Here is a 15,112-nt window from a genome sequence, read left to right on the forward strand (position 1 = left end):
CACCCCTGGAGAACGGTTCAGCGGCGTTCCCGCCGTAGCTCACGCACGCCGAGCGTCCTGGCCAGAGCGCGGTACAGCGGATGGCCACAGAGGACGCCGAGGGCCACGGCCATCATCGAGCTCGCCGCGCCGAGCAGATCCTCGACGCCGCGGACCGCGTCTCGGCTGAGGTACTCGGTCACCCCGATCAGGCTCAGCGCGCCCGGCACCAGCAGCCAGAACCCGGGCAGGAAGGAGACCAGCGCGGGCGGCCCGGACGGGGCCTGCTCCACCAGGTACGCCACCACGGTCAGCGCCACGGCCCCGACGAACCCGCTCATGTAACCGCCGAGCACCAGGTTGCCGAAGTACTGCCCGATCCATCCGGCGTACAGCACCACGCAGAGCCAGCCGACGGTGTTGCGGGGCCCGGAGTAGACGAGGTGGCAGCCGAGCGCGACGACCAGGGCGCCCAGCCAGGGCGCCCACCCGCCCATCGAGTTCTGCGGAGCGCTGACCAGCGTCTCGGCCCGGGGAAGACCGACCATCTGGGCCGCGCCGACGATCCCGAACGCGAGCAGCAGCAGCTGCAGGACGCCGGAGACCAGCCGGCTCGCCCCGGTGACGATCTCGGCGGCCGACACCTCCACCACCGCCATGGTGAGCACCGCCCCGGGCAGGAAGGTGGCCAACGGCGCCACCATCGCCCGCAGGTCCGCGTCCGACCAGCCGGTTCCGGCGATCACGAAGGTCAGCGCGGACACCACGAACGCCGCGGACACCGGCATGATCATCTGTACGCTCGTCCAGCGCGCCCCGACCATCTTGAGCGCGCCGACCAGCGCGCCGAACATCGCCGCCAGCAGCAGGTCCACGCCGGTCGGCTGCAGGATCAGGCAGATGCCCGCGGTCAGCACGGCATGCCCGGCGATCCGGGCCCCGACCCGGAACCGGGGCGCCATCGTCACGATCTCGCGCACCCGGGCACTGCCCTGCGCCGGCGAGATCCGGCGCTGCCCGGCGATCCGGAGCAGGTCGTAGATCGCCGCCGTCTGGTCCAGCCGCAGCCCGCCGCCCAGCTGCCGGGTCGGTTCGAGACTCGCCGGCCGGCCCGGTTCCAGGGACATCACCAGATAGGTGGGCAGCACGCTGAACCGGGCGTGCGGGGCCCCGTACGCTGCGGCGACCCGCAGCAGATGCTCCTCGATCCGGTTGACGGCCTCGCCCGCCGCGGTCAGCGCGCTGCCGAGATACAGCAGGAACTCCTGCAGTTCCCGCTCCTGTCTGGACTCCGCCATCGGCGCAATCTAGATCACCGGGCCGGGCCGCTGATTCATCCGGCGCGAGCGATGCCGCGCCCGGCACCGCCCGCGAGGCTGAGACACGACCCACCGGTGAACCTCGAGGAGCCGCCCATGTCCGCGACCGAGCGCCAGGCCCCCGGCACGACAGCGGGCCTCGGCGTCCTGCTCGCCGCGTGCGTGTCGGCTCTGGTGGTGAACGCCAACACCTCGGCGGTCACCATCCTGCTGCCGGCCATCAGCGCCGACGTCGGCGCCCCGGTGGACGTGCTGCAGTGGGCGGTGACCGGGTACATGCTGGTCGGGGCCGCGGTCATCGTCACCTCCGGCGCGCTCGGCGACGTCTTCGGCCGCCGCCGGATCTTCATCGGCGGCCTGCTGCTGTTCGTCGCCTCGTGCGCGCTGATCGCCCTCGCCGACGGCGCCGCCGGGGTGATCGGTGGCCGGATGCTGCAGGGCGCGGCCGGGTCCACCATCCTGGCGTGCGGGATGAGCCTGCTGTCGGTGGCGTCGTCCGGCGCCGGGCAGATGCGGGCGATCACGCTGTGGGGCGCGGCCTCGGCCATCGGCGCCGCGATCGGCCCGCTGGCCGGCGGGCTGCTGGCCGGCAGCCTCGGCTGGCAGGGGCTGTTCTGGATCGACGCCGCGATCGCCGCCGCCTGCATCCCGCTCACCCTGGCGACCGTCACCGAGTCCCGGGACACGCGGCGGTCCCGGTCCATCGACGTGCTCGGCACCGTGCTGGTCGCGGTGGCGCTGGTCCCGCTGGTGCTGGCGCTGAGCGAGGGCGGCGACTGGGGCTGGTTCTCGGCCCGCACCCTCGGCTGCCTGCTGATCGCGGTGCTCGGCGCGGCCGGGTTCGTGGCCGCCGAACGCCGGGCCGCGGCGCCGCTGGTCGATCTGAACCTGCTGCGCAACCGGGTGCTGGTCGGTGCGACCATCGCGATCCTCCTGGTCGCCGGCGTGATCAACGCGCTGATGTACCTGCTCAGCCTCTACTTCCAGGATCCGGCCACGTTCGGCATGACACCCCTGGAGGCCGGGCTCGCCACCCTGCCTGCGGCCGCCGCGATGATCGCGGTGACCCCGCTGATCACCCCGCTGGCGGTGCGGATCGGCTCCCGGCAGGCGGTCGGTCTCGGGTTCGCCCTCGCCGCGGCCGGCGCCGGGGCGCTGACGCTGGTCGACGCCGGGTGGGCGTACGCGATGTTCGTGCTGCCGCTGGCGGTCCTGGCGATCGGGCTCGGCTTCGCCAACGGCCCCGCCTCGTCGGCGTCCACCTCCGCGGTTCCCGCCGACCAGGCCGGGCAGGCCTCCGGCATCTCCAACATGGCCCGGTACGTGGGCGGATCGCTCGCCGTCGCGGCCGCCTCCACCGTCTTCACCGCGGTCACCGGCAACCGTCAGGACGCCGGGACCCCGCCCGCCGACGCTCTCGCCGCCGGGCTGGCCGGCGCCGCGCTGCTGCTGGCCCTGGCCTCGCTGGCCGGTGTCGCCCTGGCGGTGCTGATGGGCCGGCACCGGGACGTCCGTCCCGGGGCCGCGCACCTGGCCGCCGCGGCGGCCGCCACCACCCACACCGTTCCCACCCGCCTCGTACCCGGCGCAGGAGGCACCTCGTGATGACCGTCCGGCCGTTCACCGTCAAGGACTACACCCACCGGATCGAGCGGGCCCTGGCCGAGGTCGCCGCCGCCGGCCTCACCGGGCTGCTCGTCACCCCCGGACCCGATCTGGTCTACTTCACCGGCTACCGGCCCACGGCCATCACCGAGCGGATCACCATGCTGCTGCTCAGCCTGGACCGGTCGCCGCAGCTGATCGTGCCGACGCTGGAGCGCGGCGACGTGGAGGCCGCCGCCGGCGTGGACGCGGTCACGGTCACCGACTGGCGGGACGGGGCGGATCCGTACACGCTCACCGCCGGGCTGCTGGCGCCGGACGGCAGGTACGCGGTCACCGACTCCGCGTGGGCCATGCACCTGCTCGCGCTGCGGCAGCGGCTGCCGGCGGCCTGGTTCACCTCGATGACCGAGACCCTGCCGATGCTGCGGGCGGTCAAGGATCAGGCGGAGCTGGACCGGCTCGCGGCAGCCGGTGCGGCCGCCGACGCCGCCTACGACGAGATCGTGCACGCCCGCTTCACCGGCCGGTCCGAAGAGGACATCGGCACCGACCTGGCCGGGCTGTTGCGGGCGCACGGGCACAGCCAGGTCGACTTCACCGTGGTCGGGTCCGGGCCCAACGGCGCCGACCCGCACCACGAGATGGGGCCCCGGGCGATCCGGCAGGGCGACATGGTGGTCCTGGACTTCGGCGGGCTGAAGGACGGGTACGGCTCGGACACCACCCGGACCGTCCACGTCGGCGAGCCCACCGACACCGAACGCGAGGTGCACGAGGTGGTACGACGGGCGCAGCAGGCCGCGTTCGAGGCGGTCCGGCCCGGGGTGAGTTGCGAGGACATCGACCGGGTGGCCCGGACGGTGATCGCCGACGCGGGCTACGGCGAGTACTTCATCCACCGCACCGGCCACGGCATCGGGCTGACCACGCACGAGCCGCCCTACCTGGTCGAGGGGGAGCACCGGCCGCTGGTGCCGGGCATGTGTTTCTCCATCGAGCCCGGCATCTATCTGTCCGGGCGGTTCGGCGTCCGGATCGAGGACATCGTCACGGTCACCGCCACCGGCGGCCGCCGCCTCAACAACACCAGCCACGACCTGCGCGTGGTCGCCTGAGAACGGGAGGAAGACATGCCGCGACGACTGGGGCCGGCGGCCCTGCTGATCTGTCTGCTGACACTGCCCGGCTGCACGGGCGGAGGTGAGGGGGAGGACCGGACGCTGCCGTCCACGCGGCCGTCGGCGGAACGCACGACGGAGAAGACGCCGGAGCGTACGACCGAGCGCACCACGGAGAGCACACCGGAGAAGACGACGGAGAAACCTCCGGAGCGGACGCCGGAGCGCACGACCGAGAGCACGCCGCAGAAGACGACGGAGAAACCCCCGGAGCGGACCACCCAGCCGGCACCGGCGAAGACGACGACCACGCAGACGCCGGAGAAGACGTCGGTCACCCGGGTCGAGGTCACGGTGACCGTGCAGGCCAGCAAGACCACCGCGACGCCGTCGCCGTCGGCGGCCGTCCCGGTCTCCGCCGCCGACGAGGACGACACCGGGGGATGGCTGGGCTGGATCCTGCTGTTCCTGCTCTTCGGTGGCCTGGCCGCGGCCGTGCTGGTCAGCCGCAGCCGCCGGACGGCGAACTGGGAGACCCGGCAGGCGACCCTGACCGCGCAGACCCGGACCGTCATCGAGGGCCGGCTGCCGTCGGTGCTGACCGCCCGCGGGGACACCGAGCGGGCCGTCAACTGGCCGCCCGTCCGCGCCGACCTCACCGGCCTGGTGGTGTCCTGGGGCGAACTGGCGGGGGAGACCAGCGACCCGGCCCGGCAGGCCCTGGCGACCGGTGTCGCGGCGCTGCTGCGGGACCTGGTGGAGGCGGTCGACGTGGAGAACCAGGCGGTCGCCGCGGGGTACGACTGGCGTCCGCTGCGCCCGGCCGTCGAGGAGATCCTGGACAGCCTCGACGCGACCCTGAGCCCGCCGGTGATGGCCGGGCCGCAGGGTCCGCCGAGTCCGCCGCCGGGCCCGTGGGATGCGCCGGGTCCGCAAGGACGGCCGGGTGCCCAGGGCCGGCCGGGCCCGGAGAGTCCGCAGAGTCCGCCGGGAGCGCCGGGCCGGCCCCGGCCGCCGGCCCCGGACGACCCCGACACCCCGGGCTACGCGGGCTGATCCTCCTCGAAGACCCGATCCGGGTCGCGGGTCAGGTTCTCCCCGGTCGCGGCGTCGAAGACGTGCATGCGCTGCGGGTCGAACCACAGCTCGGCCTTGGTTCCGGAGCGGATCCGGCTGGACACGTCCAGAGCGACGACCAGCTGGGTCCGCATCTGCTCGCTGTCGAGCTCCCGTTCCAGCTCCTCGAGCTGCTGGGTCACCTCGGCCGGGGCCTCGTACGGCACGTACGCGTACAGCCCGTTGCCCAGCCATTCGGTGACGTCCACATCGACCGTGAACGACTGGCCGTGCCCGCGCCGCTCGGCCGGGACGATCGCCAGGTCCTCGAAGTGTTCCGGCCGCAGTCCGAGGATCACCAGGTCCCGGTCGCCGACCCGGCTCAGCCGCGGCCCGGTGGCGGGCACCGTGCCGAAGGGCGTCTCGATCCGGCCGCCCCTCATCCGGCCGGGCAGGAAGTTCATCGGCGGCGATCCGATGAAACCGGCGACGAACAGGTTCGCCGGTTCCTCGTACAGCTGCCGGGCACTGCCGACCTGCTGCATCACGCCCTTGCGCAGCACCGCGATCCGGTCGCCGAGGGTCATCGCCTCGGTCTGGTCGTGGGTGACGTAGACGGTGGTGATGCCGAGACGCTTCTGCATCCGGGCGATCTCGGTGCGCATCTGCCCGCGCAGCTTGGCGTCCAGGTTGGACAGCGGCTCGTCGAAGAGGAACGCGTCGGCCTGCCGGACGATGGCCCGGCCCATCGCGACCCGCTGCCGCTGGCCGCCGGACAGGTTCGCCGGCCGCCGGTCCAGATGCTCGGTGAGTTGCAGCAGCGCCGCCGCCTTGTTCACCTGTTCACGGACCTCGTCGTCCGGGGTGCTGCGCAGACGCAGCGGGAACGCGATGTTCTCGAAGACGGTCAGGTGCGGGTAGAGGGCGTAGTTCTGGAACACCATGGCCAGGTTGCGGTCCCGGGGCGCCAGCTTGTTGACCCGTTTCTCACCGATCATCATGTCGCCGGACGTGATGTCCTCCAGCCCGACGATCATGCGGAGCAGGGTGGACTTGCCGCAGCCGGACGGGCCGACGAGGATGACGAACTCACCGTCGGCGATGTCCAGGCTGACGTTGTCGACGGCCTGGTAACCGTCGCCGTAACGTTTGACGATGTTGCGCATGCTGATCGCGGCCATGGCCGGTTCTCCTCCTGTTCAGCCCTTGACGGCGCCGGCGGTCAGGCCGGCCATGATGCGGCGTTGGAAGATCAGCACCAGGATCACCACGGGGATCGTGACCACCACCGAGGCGGCCATGATGTAGGTGATCGGTGACTGGAACTGCGAGGCGCCGGTGAAGAACGACAGGGCGGCCGGCACCGTGCGCGCCTTGTCGGTGGACGTCAGCGAGATCGCCAGCAGGAACTCGTTCCAGCAGAAGAAGAACGTCAGGATCGCGGTGGTGAACACGCCCGGCGCGGCCAGCGGGACGATCACCTTGCGGAACGCCTGCCAGGCGGTCGCGCCGTCGACCTGGGCGGCCTGCTCCATCTCCCACGGGATCTGCCGGAAGAACGCCGACATGGTCCAGATCGACAGCGGCAGGGCGAACGTCAGGTACGGGATGATCAGCCCGATCCAGGTGTCGTAGATGCCCAGGTTGCGCCACATGTTGAAGAGTGGGCCGACCAGCGCGGCCTGCGGGAACATGGCGATCGCCAGGGCCATCGAGAGCAGGAACTTCTTGCCGGGATAGTCCATCCGGGCGATGGCGTACGCTGCGAACATCGCGATGATCACGGCGAGGAACGTCGCGATCAGGGCGATGAACACCGAGTTGCGCAGCGCGCTGGTGAACAGCGAGTCGCTGAACACGGTCTTGTAGTTGTCCCACACCCAGTTCTCCGGGAAGAACGTGGGCGTGCCGCTGCGGAACGTGTCCGGATCCTTGAACGACAGCGACACCATCCACAGCAGCGGGAACAGCGCCCACAGCAGGATGACCAGCCCGGAAACGGTCCACCAGGGACTGACTCTGCGATCGGCCATCACTTGTCACCCCGTACCTGGGAGAGGTCGGTCTTGAAGCCTTTGACGAAGATCACGGCGATGATCACGACGGTGAGGAACAGCAGGACCGAGATCGCCGACCCGGCGCCCAGGTTCACCAGCGTGACGTTCTGCCGGTAAGCGAGGAACGAGAGCGTCTCGGTGTCGTTCGCGCCGACCGTCATGATGAACGGGTTGTCGAAGATCCGCCACGCGTCCAGGGTGCGGAACAGCAGCGCCACCATGATCGCGGCCTTCATGTTCGGCAGCGTCACCCGGACCAGCCGCTGCCAGGCGGTGGCGCCGTCGACACGGGCCGCCTCCTGGTACTCCTCGGGCACCTGCACCAGCCCGGCGAGCAGCAGCAGCGAGATGAACGGGGTGGTCTTCCAGATCTCGGACAGGGTGATCACGAACAGCGCCGACCAGCGTTCCCCGAAGAAGTCGAAGGCGCCGAGGCCGAACCACTGGTTGACGAAGCCGGAGTCGAGCTGGAACGCGTACCGCCAGATGTAGGCGGAGACCACCGTGATGATCCCGTACGGGATCAGGATGCCGGTACGGACCAGCGACCGGCCGCGGATGATCCGGTACATCACGAACGCGAACACGAAGCCGAGCACCAGCTCGACGGCCACACTGGCCACCGTGATGATCAGCGTGGTGCCGAAGTCGCTCCACCACACCGGGTCGGTGAGCACGGTGGCGTAGTTGCCGAACCCGACGAACTCCCGGCCCTCCGGGTCGGTGAGCCGGTAGTTGTAGAGCGACAGCACCACCGCGTAGACCAGTGGGTAGGCGGTCACGAACACCATCACCACGAAGGCCGGGGCGGAGAGCATCAGCCCCAGCCGCCGTTCCCGGCTGGCGCGGTCGGTGATCTCGGGCTTCTCCGGCGCGGCCCGTTCCTGCATCAGCGTCACAGCGGTGCCTCTCTCACAGGAGTCGCCTGCCCTGGAGCACGTCGGACATGAACACCGCCGACTCGTCCGGGCTCTCGGGCACCCGGACGTCCGCGGACGGATGCCAGGTGATCTGGACCGACGTCGAGACGTCGTTGTAGTACGGGGTGATCGGGCGTGGCCCGGCGTCGTTGATCGACTGGCGGATCACGTCGGCCATCGGGAACGCCTCGCGCACCTTCGCGTCGTCGTAGGCCGCGCCGCGGGCCGCCGGGTTACCGGAGTCCAACATGTACGCGATGTTGTTCTCCAGCGACGTCACACAGCGCACCAGGTCGAGCGCCTGCTCGGGATACCTGGTGAAGGCGCCGATCGCCAGGTTGATGCCGCCCAGCGGGGGCCGGCTCGGCAGGTCCGCGGACACCGCCGGGTAACGGGCCCAGGCGATGTCGTCGAGCACCGACCGGTCGATGCCGCCGCCGGCGACGTCCTCCTTGGCGGCGCTGTACACGTACGGCCAGTTGACCATGAAGCCGCCGGCCGGGCCCTGGAACGCCGAGCGGGACTCCTCCTCGCTCGCGGTGGACATGGCGGGCGGCGCGGCCGGCGACCGGGCCAAGTCGCCGATGATCCGGGCGGCCTCGTCACCGGGCCTCGAGTCGATCGTCGGATCGGCGTCCCGGCCGGCCTCGGTGTTCGTGATGATCTCGCCGCCGGCGGACACGACGAGGGCGTTGATCCAGACCATGTAGCCCTCGTACCGCTTGCCCTGAACGCCGATGATCTTCTGCTGTCCCTGGGCCGCCGCGATCATCTCGTCCCAGGTGAAGCCCTCCTTCGCCGGATCGATCCCGGCCGCCCGGGCCACCGACTCGCGGTACCAGAGCAGCTGCGTGTTCGCCCAGAACGGCGCCGCGACCAGCTGGTCCTTCCAGGAGGTGGTGGCCAGCGGGCCGCGCAGCACCCCGTCGGTGAGCGCGGTCGCGTCGGCGCCGTCGAACGGGCGCAGGAAACCGGCGTTGGCGAACTCGGCCACGAACGGCGGGTCGAGGCTCATCACGTCGATCGAGCTGTCCTGCGCGGCGAGCCGCCGGACCAGCTGCTCACGCTGCTGCGACGCGTCGGTCGGCAGCACCTGCACGTCGACCTGATAGGCGCCGCCCGCCGCGGCCGCGCACGAGGCGGCCAGGCGGCCCTGACCGCCGTTGTCCGGATTGATGTACCAGGTGATCGTCGGCGGCCCGCCGTCCTCGCCGCAGGCGGCCAGCAACGATGCCGACAGCGTCAGCGCCGCCAGAGCCGCCGGGCCGCGTTTCGATGAGCGCACACCCGCCTCCCAAGGGTCCGTCGGACTCCTCACGCTCGACCGCCGGTCCGGTCTCCACCTCATCCCGTACGAGTGAACTTTGAGTCACCGAGAGTGATCGTTGTTCATCCGTCTGGAATGATGCGCTCGCCGTGCCCGGCCCCGACCGTGGACGTATGCCCACTCCCGAGTTCAGCTCCGCCCCCGCCGGCTACCCGCTCATCGCCGACCACGGTCTGATCGGTGACCTGCAGACCGCGGCGCTGGTCACCACCGACGGCTGCATCGACTGGTTCTGCGCTCCGCGGTTCGACTCGCCGAGCATCTTCGGGGCGCTGCTCGACCACGACCGTGGCGGCCACTTCCGGATCCGGCCCGCGACCGGCGCGTTCACCAGCAGGCAGCTGTACTTTCCGGACACCGCGGTGCTGGTCACCCGGTTCATGACCGAGGCCGGAGTGGGGGAGGTCGTCGACTTCATGCCGGTCACCGAGGGCTCGGTGGCCGCCGCCGACCACCGCCTGGTCCGGATGGTGCGATGTGTGCGCGGCGAGATGACGTTCGCCGTCGACATCGCCCCGCGCTTCGACTACGGCAGGGAACCGTTCAAGACCCACCTGGGCGAGGACGGCGTGGTCTTCGAGGGCGAGCGCACCGCCGTCACCGTCTGCCTGATCCGCGAACCGGACGACGAGCGGGTGGCGCACGCCCGGGTCGGCGAGAACGGCGACGTCCACGCCGAACTGACCCTCGGCACCGGGCAGATGCGGGGCATGGTGCTGCGGACCGGCGCCGCGGGCCCGCTGCGGCAGGTCCGCACCGCGGAGGCGTGGCGGCTGTTCGACGAGACCGTCGACTTCTGGGAGGCCTGGCTCGGGCAGTCCACCTACGCGGGCCGGTGGCGCGAGACCCTGAACCGCTCCGCGATCACGCTCAAACTGATGACGTACGCCCCGACCGGCGCCCTGGTCGCCGCGCCCACCGCCGCCCTGCCGGAACAGATCGGCGGCAGCCGCAACTGGGACTACCGCTACACCTGGGTCCGCGACGCCTCGTTCTCGGTGTACTCCCTGCTCGGCATGGGTTTCACCGAGGAGGCCGCGGCGCTGGGCCGGTGGCTGCGCGACCGGGTCGACGAGCAGGCGGACAAGGACGGCGGCGGCCCGCTGAAGATCATGTACCGGGTCGACGGCTCCAGCGACCTGAGCGAGGAGGTGCTCGGCCACTGGGAGGGCTATCGCGGCTCGGCGCCGGTCCACATCGGTAACGGCGCCGCCGGCCAGTTGCAGCTGGACATCTACGGCGAGGCGATGGACAGCATCTACTTCGCCGACCGGCACGGCCTCACCGCCGGTCATCAGGGCTGGGTGCGCATCTGCGAACTGCTCGACTGGGTCGCCGGGAACTGGGACCAGCCGGAGGAGGGCATCTGGGAGACCCGCGGTGGCCGGCAGGACTTCACCTACGGCAGGCTGATGTGCTGGGTGGCGCTGGACCGCGGCATCAGGCTGGCCGCCGAGCACGGCCGGCCCGCGCCGCTCGACCGCTGGATGACGGCCCGCGACGCGCTCTACCGCCAGATCATGGACCGGGGCTGGAGCGCCGAACGGCGGGCCTTCCGGCAGCACTACGGCACCGACGTGCTCGACTCGTCACTGCTGCGGATGCCGACCGTCGGTTTCATCACCCCCACCGACCCGATGTGGGCGTCGACGCTGCGGGCCATGGACGCCGAACTGGTCACCGACAGCCTGGTCTACCGTTACGACCCGGCGGCCTCCCCGGACGGGCTGCAGGGCTCCGAGGGAACCTTCTCGCTCTGCTCGTTCGCCTACGTCAACGCGCTGGCCGGCGCCGGCCAGGTGGACAAGGCGCGGGTCACCTTCGAGAAGATGCTGACGTACGCCAACCACGTCGGCCTCTACTCCGAGGAGATCGGCCTCACCGGTGAGCAACTCGGCAACTTCCCGCAGGCGTTCACCCACCTGGCCCTGATCGACGCCGCCATCAGCCTCGACCGGCAGCTCGACCTGCATCCCCGGTCCACCGCCCGCCGCCGTCGTTAGGAGCAGAACCGTCACGTGCGGAACCGGGCCACCAGGGTCTGCAGTTCGTTGGCCATCGAGCTCAGCTCGGTGATCGCCTGACGGGACTGGGCGGCGCCCTCGGTGGTCCGCTCGGCCGCCGAGGCCAGACCCTCGACACCGCTGGCGATGGTCTCCGCGCCGTCCGCGACAGCGGAGATGCCGCGGTTCATCTCCGCGGTCGTGGCGGTCTGCTCCTCCACGGCCGCGGCGATCGTCGCCTGGAACGTGTTGATCTGCTCGATCACCGAGGTGATCTCGCTGATCGCCTCGACCGCGCCGGCCGTGTCCGACTGGATCGCCGTCACCCGCCGGGTGATGTCCTCGGTCGCCCGGGCCGTCTCCTGCGCCAGGTCCTTGACCTCGCTGGCCACCACCGCGAACCCCTTGCCCATCTCGCCGGCGCGGGCCGCCTCGATGGTGGCGTTCAGCGCGAGCAGGTTGGTCTGCTCGGCGATCGCGGTGATCGCCTTGACGACGCTGGCGATCTCCGACGACGACGCGCCCAGCTTGTCGATGTGCTCACTCGTCGACCGGGCCACCTGCACGGCCTGCCCGGCGACCTCGGCCGCCCTCGAGGTGTTGACCGCGATCTCACGGATCGACTCGGCCATCTCCTGGGCGCCCGCGGCGACCGCGCCGACGTTCGACGACACCGACGCGGCGGTGCCGGACACCTGCCGGGTCTGCGACGACGAGCCGAGCGCGGTGTCGGCGATGTCCCCGGCGGTGGAGGTCATCTCCTCGGCGGCGGTGGCCAGGGCCCGCGCGGAGGAGGCGGCCTGGGCGACGACCGTACGCATGTTGCTCTGCGCCTCGTCCAGGGCCCGCGCCATCTGGCCCACCTCGTCGCCGGAGGTGACGTCCGCCGTCACCGTCAGGTCGCCGTCGGCCATCGCCTCGAGCGCTCCCCGCACCCGCAGCAACGGCCGGGTGATCGAGGTGACGATCACCCGCGCCAGCAGGCACAGCACCAGCGCCGCGGCCAGGGCGGTGGCGATCAGGATGAGCTGCGCCCGGTCCCGGCTGGCGGCCGCGTCGGCGCTCGCCTCGGCGACCGTGGCGGCGAACAGCGACCGCTCGTTCTCCAGCACCGCGCTCGTCAGGTAGTTGTCGACGTCGATCTGCTCCCAGGCCAGGCGCGCCTGGCTCTGGTCGGCCACCGACCCGTCGACGAACCGCTCGATCACCTCGGTGTAGTCGGCGTAGACGGCCCGGATCCGGCCGACCGCCGCGGTCAGGTCGCCGTCCAGCTCGATCGCATCGAGCTCGTCGAGCAGCTTCTCCGCCTCGGTGAGCCGGTTCTGCAGGATCGCCGTCTGCTCGGACGCGTCGTCCCGGGTGATCGCCTGCAACCCGTTCACCTTCAGCTCGCTGGCGACCCGGTCCAGCTGCTGCACCAGCGTGCTCGCGGCGTTGAGGTGGGTGAGCCGCTCGGCGGTGTCGTCGGCGACGTGGTTGCTGTAAAGGGTGACGCCGACACAGGTGCCGACGGCGAGCAGACCGGCGCCGACCAGGCCGGTGAGCTTCGCCCAGACCGGGGCGTCCCGGAGCGGGTTGCGGTCAGACACCGCGGAGGTCCTTTCGGTGATGGGGCTGGTCATCAGGAGAGCTGATCGGCGGAGTAGTAGCCGCCGTCGACGAGGACGCGCTCATAGTTCGACCGGTCCACGTTCACCGGCTGCAGCAGGAAGGTCGGCACCATCTCGACCCCGTTGTGGTACTGCTTCGTGTCGTTGACCATCGGTTCCTCGTCGCTCAGCACCGCGTCGGTCATCTGCACGGCCACCTTGGCCAGCTCCCGGGTGTCCTTGTACACCGTCTCGGTCTGCTTGCCGGCCGCGATCAGCCTCACCGACTCCAGCTCGGCGTCCTGGCCGGTCAGCACCGGCAGCGGGCGGCTCTTCGAGCCGTACCCGGCGGCTTCCAGGGCGGCGAGGATGCCACGGGTGATGCCGTCGTACGGCGACAGCACCGCGTCCACCCGCGCCGACCGGTACGGACCCGCCAGCAGTCTCGCCATCCGCTTCTGCGCCACCGCGCCGTCCCAGCGCATCGTCGCGACCTTCGCGAACCTCGTCTCGCCGCTGCGCACCACCAGCTTGCCGGCGGCGATGTACGGCTTCAGCACGCTCATCGCCCCGTTGAAGAAGAACGTGGCGTTGTTGTCGTCCGCCGACCCGGCGAACAACTCGACGTTGAACGGGCCTTTCGCGGTCTTCAGCTTCAGCGCGTCCACGATCGCGCCGGCCTGCTCGACACCCACCTTGAAGTTGTCGAACGTCGCGTAGTAGGCGATGTCGCCGCTGTCCCGGATCAGCCGGTCGTAGGCGATCACCGGGATCCCGGCCTTCGCCGCCTTCGACAGCACACTCTTCAGCGCCGTCCCGTCGATCGCGCCGACCACCAGGGCGCTGACCTTCGCGTCGACCATGTCGCCGATCTGGTCGACCTGCTTCTGCACGTCGTCGTCGGCGTACTGCATGTCGGTGCCGTACCCGAGCAGCTGGAACTGCTTGACCATGTTCTCGCCGTCGGCGATCCACCGCGTGGACGCCTTCGTCGGCATGGCCAGCCCGATCACGGCCTGTTCAGCGCCGGCCGCCGCCTCGGGCTCGTCGCTGCCGCAACCGGCCGAGACGGCCAGTACGGTCGCAGCCGTCGCCCACGCCAACCATCGTGCCGCCACGGATCGTTCCCCCTGTCCCGTCGAGGCCGGACATCCCGGGCCTCGACGGGTAGATCGGTGACGTACCCCCGATCATGAGGAAAGGCTCCTTCCTTATCGGTACGGGGTGAGCACGCAGAACTCGTTCCCCTCCGGATCGGCCAGCACCCGCCACGGGAAATCGCCCCGGGCGGCGTCGCCGGCCCCGAGCCCCCGCAGCCGCTCCACCTCCGCCCCCTGGTCCTCCGGCAGCAGGTCGAAGTGCAGACGCCTACCCGCGGTCCGTGCCCCGGACGTACGAAGAAACTCCAGGTAGGGGCCGGTGCCGGTGGCCGACCGCAGTCGCGCGAAATCGCCGGTCACCTCGTGCGCCGTCCAGCCGATCGCCGCGCCCCAGAACCGGGCCATCGCCCGCGGATCCACACAGTCGACCGCGATCGCCGCGATCGGGCCGGTGTCCCGGTAGACCTCGCGCGGCTCCAGCACACAGAACAGATTGCCCTCCGGATCGGCCAGAACCGTCCACGGAACGTCGCCCTGACCCACGTCCGCGGGCGTCGCGCCGAGGTCCCGCAGACGTGCGACCGTCTCCGCCTGGTGCGCCGCCGACGAACTCGCCAGATCCAGATGCACCCGGCCCTCGACCGTCTCCGGGTCCGGAACGGCGATGACGTCGAGGCAGGCGGTGACCGGATCCGGCCAGACGAACCCGGCCGGTCCGATCGCGGTCGCCACCGGGCTCTCGGTGAAAACGGTCCAGCCCAGCGCCTCCGCCCAGAACCGGCCGATCGCCGCCTGGTCCCGTGCCTTCAGATTCCACTGCACCAACCGCAAGACCATGCGCTTCTTTCTACCCGACCGGCCGGGGCCCGGGATGGGACCGTCCGCCGGACGGCGGGTAAGCCGGGCACCGGGCTACTTCCGGCTGGTTCTCACTGCTGTCTCAACAGCGGGAGACAGCAGTGAGAACCAGCCGGGGGACAGGGGTCAGGCGGTGTCGCGGCGGCGGAAGGCGAGGGCGCCGGCGCCGAGGGCGAGC

12 protein-coding genes are annotated in these 15,112 nt (G+C 71.0%); 4 read left to right on the forward strand and 8 right to left on the reverse strand.

Annotation, left to right across the window (positions count from 1 at the left end; translation table 11 throughout):
• Window positions 1-17 precede the first annotated feature (17 nt).
• Complete coding sequence (locus Aut01nite_RS33555) at window positions 18-1,277, reverse strand: threonine/serine exporter family protein (RefSeq protein WP_043527559.1); 1,260 nt, start codon at window positions 1,275-1,277, stop codon at window positions 18-20.
• A gap of 117 nt (window positions 1,278-1,394) precedes the next feature.
• On the opposite strand from Aut01nite_RS33555, the gene Aut01nite_RS33560 reads away from it, so the two are divergent.
• Genes Aut01nite_RS33560 through Aut01nite_RS33570 form a run of 3 tightly spaced genes read left to right on the forward strand, consistent with a single transcriptional unit; the run spans window position 1,395 to window position 5,080 of the window.
• Window positions 1,395-2,903 (forward strand): MFS transporter, encoded by a 1,509-nt coding sequence (locus Aut01nite_RS33560; RefSeq protein WP_043527674.1) that lies wholly within the window; start codon window positions 1,395-1,397, stop codon window positions 2,901-2,903.
• A complete protein-coding gene (locus tag Aut01nite_RS33565) occupies window positions 2,903-4,021 on the forward strand; it encodes an aminopeptidase P family protein (protein WP_043527557.1) in 1,119 nt (372 codons plus the stop codon). Before Aut01nite_RS33560 ends, Aut01nite_RS33565 begins: the two co-directional genes overlap by 1 nt.
• A gap of 15 nt (window positions 4,022-4,036) precedes the next feature.
• Entirely contained in the window at window positions 4,037-5,080 is a 1,044-nt protein-coding gene (locus Aut01nite_RS33570) for a hypothetical protein (RefSeq protein ID WP_043527555.1), read from the forward strand.
• Here Aut01nite_RS33570 and Aut01nite_RS33575 read toward each other — a convergent pair.
• The 4 genes from Aut01nite_RS33575 to Aut01nite_RS33590 are packed head-to-tail and all read right to left on the reverse strand — an operon-like array spanning window position 5,068 to window position 9,342.
• Complete coding sequence (locus Aut01nite_RS33575) at window positions 5,068-6,261, reverse strand: ABC transporter ATP-binding protein (RefSeq protein WP_043527553.1); 1,194 nt, start codon at window positions 6,259-6,261, stop codon at window positions 5,068-5,070. The genes Aut01nite_RS33570 and Aut01nite_RS33575 overlap by 13 nt on opposite strands.
• Before the next feature lie 18 nt (window positions 6,262-6,279).
• Window positions 6,280-7,113, reverse strand: a complete 834-nt coding sequence (locus tag Aut01nite_RS33580; protein ID WP_043527551.1) for a carbohydrate ABC transporter permease — start codon at window positions 7,111-7,113, stop codon at window positions 6,280-6,282.
• Window positions 7,113-8,027, reverse strand: a complete 915-nt coding sequence (locus Aut01nite_RS33585) for a carbohydrate ABC transporter permease (RefSeq protein WP_043527672.1) — start codon at window positions 8,025-8,027, stop codon at window positions 7,113-7,115. The genes Aut01nite_RS33580 and Aut01nite_RS33585 overlap by 1 nt, the downstream gene beginning before the upstream one ends.
• A gap of 22 nt (window positions 8,028-8,049) precedes the next feature.
• A complete protein-coding gene (locus Aut01nite_RS33590; RefSeq protein ID WP_201775553.1) occupies window positions 8,050-9,342 on the reverse strand; it encodes an extracellular solute-binding protein in 1,293 nt (430 codons plus the stop codon).
• 155 nt (window positions 9,343-9,497) lie between these two features.
• Between Aut01nite_RS33590 and Aut01nite_RS33595 the strand changes: the two genes are divergently transcribed.
• A complete protein-coding gene (locus Aut01nite_RS33595; protein ID WP_052164009.1) occupies window positions 9,498-11,387 on the forward strand; it encodes a glycoside hydrolase family 15 protein in 1,890 nt (629 codons plus the stop codon).
• 11 nt (window positions 11,388-11,398) lie between these two features.
• On the opposite strand, the gene Aut01nite_RS33600 is transcribed toward Aut01nite_RS33595, so the two are convergent.
• The 3 genes from Aut01nite_RS33600 to Aut01nite_RS33610 form a co-directional block, all read right to left on the reverse strand.
• Window positions 11,399-12,976 carry a methyl-accepting chemotaxis protein gene (locus Aut01nite_RS33600; RefSeq protein WP_043527669.1) on the reverse strand — a complete coding sequence of 526 codons (1,578 nt, stop codon included), beginning with the start codon at window positions 12,974-12,976 and terminating at the stop codon, window positions 11,399-11,401.
• A 32-nt stretch (window positions 12,977-13,008) separates the two neighbouring features.
• A complete protein-coding gene (chvE, locus tag Aut01nite_RS33605) occupies window positions 13,009-14,094 on the reverse strand; it encodes a multiple monosaccharide ABC transporter substrate-binding protein (protein WP_152628840.1) in 1,086 nt (361 codons plus the stop codon).
• A 93-nt stretch (window positions 14,095-14,187) separates the two neighbouring features.
• Window positions 14,188-14,913, reverse strand: a complete 726-nt coding sequence (locus tag Aut01nite_RS33610; RefSeq protein WP_043527546.1) for a VOC family protein — start codon at window positions 14,911-14,913, stop codon at window positions 14,188-14,190.
• Window positions 14,914-15,112 lie beyond the last annotated feature (199 nt).

The sequence above is a fragment of the Actinoplanes utahensis genome (genome assembly GCF_016862455.1).
GTDB lineage: Bacteria > Actinomycetota > Actinomycetes > Mycobacteriales > Micromonosporaceae > Actinoplanes > Actinoplanes utahensis.